Source organism: Candidatus Obscuribacterales bacterium, assembly GCA_036703605.1.
Classification (GTDB): domain Bacteria; phylum Cyanobacteriota; class Cyanobacteriia; order RECH01; family RECH01; genus RECH01.
Window position 1 is genome coordinate 1 of the sequence record DATNRH010000620.1, and the last position, 2,129, is coordinate 2,129.

The window sequence follows — 2,129 nt, forward strand, 5'->3', positions numbered from 1 at the left end:
GTTCTGCTCGTCGGGCGATTGGCAGGTCAACGTCAGAGGCGATCGCCCCTGGATAGCTTGACCCAACCCTGAGTTGGATGACGTTATGGGTCGAAAGTTCCATAGACGGTGCGGCTTCGTCTAGCGCCCTACGACGGGCAAGTCAACGCAGGAGGCGATCGCCCCCTCACAGTTTCCTCCCAGCGCTTGCCTACAGTCGTGCTGAGCTGGATCGAACCGGCGATCAGTCTTCAGACCAATCTTCCCGTCCCAGTAAATCAATAATGCGATCGCGCAGCAGATAGTCGTTATCTTCTAATTCGCACTCGATACAGACCCATTCGCGGTTGGGAAAATAGCGACAGAGAGTATAGATCGGCTGATGGCGATCAATGGTTTTGGCATCGGTTAAATGACGCACTTCATCTCGAATGGCATCAATGGAATAGTGGGTGGCTTGCAGCATGTCAATCGCTCCTCGACTGTAGATGGGTGGGATGCAACTGGACGCATTAGAGAGGCGTGACCCTACGGAACGAGTGCAGGGTGAAAGGGTGAGTAGTAGACGGGCTCTCTATCCAAGCGATCGCTCTGGAAAGCTATTGTCCATCGGTTGAGTCTAGACCCCGGAGCAACAGCAGAATTGATGATCTTGGGGCACTCTAAAACCCGGCAGAGCGATCGATAGATGACCTAGATCATGCATCGATGTATCAGGTGCTGAGCAGCAGCGATGCTCAAACTATCCCCTCTTCTTTTACTGTACGAGAGAACGGTTGAGAGGACACAAATCAGTCTAAATACTTAACCCAGGCATGTGAGCCGGAGAGTGATGAAGTTTGGCGCATCCCTACACAGCTAGGGTAGAGATGTAAGTCCAGAACGAGAGCTTACTTTGCGCCAGGGGTGAGCATGATCAGATGCTGATCTAGAAGCGATCGCACCCCGGCCACATCCAGATCAACCTCGGCAAGCAGCTCGGCCACCGTACGCTCGTTGGAGTTGGCGTCACAGGCTTGCAAAAACTGCAGGTCAGCATCTTGGAGCTGCACAATTTGATAGTCAGCGTTGAACATGGTTAGGCTTGGCCAACCTTCAATGCAGGGATGGCGAGTGGGAATGGCAGCCAGCAGCGCTGTATTCAATGACCAGTCAGCTTTGGGTAAGGGCGGCTGGCCTAGGAAAAATTCATAGTGGGTAATGGTAGACGGATCGAGCAGCTCAATCAAACGGTAGCGCTGGCGATCGCTTAAGGTTTGGGTACGTTCCATCAGTTCTGGTGATTGACCCAACAAACGCTCAAGCTCCCAGACTTGGGGATTGGAAAAGCCGATGAACTCTAGCCCAGACGCGTTGATCAGATCAAACAGCGTATCGATCGTGTAGTCAATTTCCTGGGGATGGACATACATGTCGGCAAAACATTCATCCCGTTGATTTTCTAGAGACCAGCGCTCTTGCTCCCGCTTCACCAATCGGTTGTCAGCCGGTAGAGATGCAAAAATTTGCCGCCCCACCGCCACGCCATCCCGATAGTCTCCCCGCTGCGATCCTTGCAAGAGAGCGATCGCCTGCTGCATGAGCTGAATCTCCCAGCGCCCATGGGCAGCGTAGACGAAGATATGCATAATGCCGCCGGGGGCAAGCTTCTGGGAGAGGGCCTGGATGCCGCGAATGGGATCGGGTAAATGATGCAGCACGCCGACGCAGTTGATCAGGTCAAAGTCACCAGGGAGCTGATCCACATCGTAGAGGCTGAGGTTGATGAAGCTAGCCCGATCGGCTCCGGAGCGTTGGCAGCGCTCTTTGGCCACAGCGATCGCTCCCGAACTCAGGTCAATCCCCACCACCGATGCCTGAGGGTTGAGGTGAACGAGATACTCCGTGCCAACGCCCGTGCCGCAACCGGCATCTAAAATCCGAACAGCATCAGTGGTGGGCGTCTGTCCGGTACAAAAACTATAGGCAGCCTGCCAATTCCAACGCCAGTTATATCCCGGCGGCGGCTCATCCAGTAGGGGCTCGGGGGGAAAGGGGTAGGTGTTGTAGAGTCGGGCTACGGCCGCGCTGACCGCTTGAGCCTCAGGATTAGAATCCGTCATGGTTTCGTTATTACAGCAAGACTGATTGTAGTGAACCGATTCCTTGGC

General features: G+C 54.3%; 2 protein-coding genes. Both read right to left on the bottom strand.

Features of this window, described 5'->3' with window-relative positions:
• Nucleotides 1–223: 223 nt before the first annotated feature.
• Nucleotides 224–445: a DUF4327 family protein gene (locus tag V6D20_13165; GenBank protein HEY9816730.1), complete on the bottom strand. Its 222-nt coding sequence runs from the start codon at nucleotides 443–445 to the stop codon at nucleotides 224–226.
• Between the two features lie 424 nt (nucleotides 446–869).
• The coding region (locus tag V6D20_13170; protein ID HEY9816731.1) for a class I SAM-dependent methyltransferase at nucleotides 870–2,129 on the bottom strand (1,260 nt) is incomplete at its 5' end.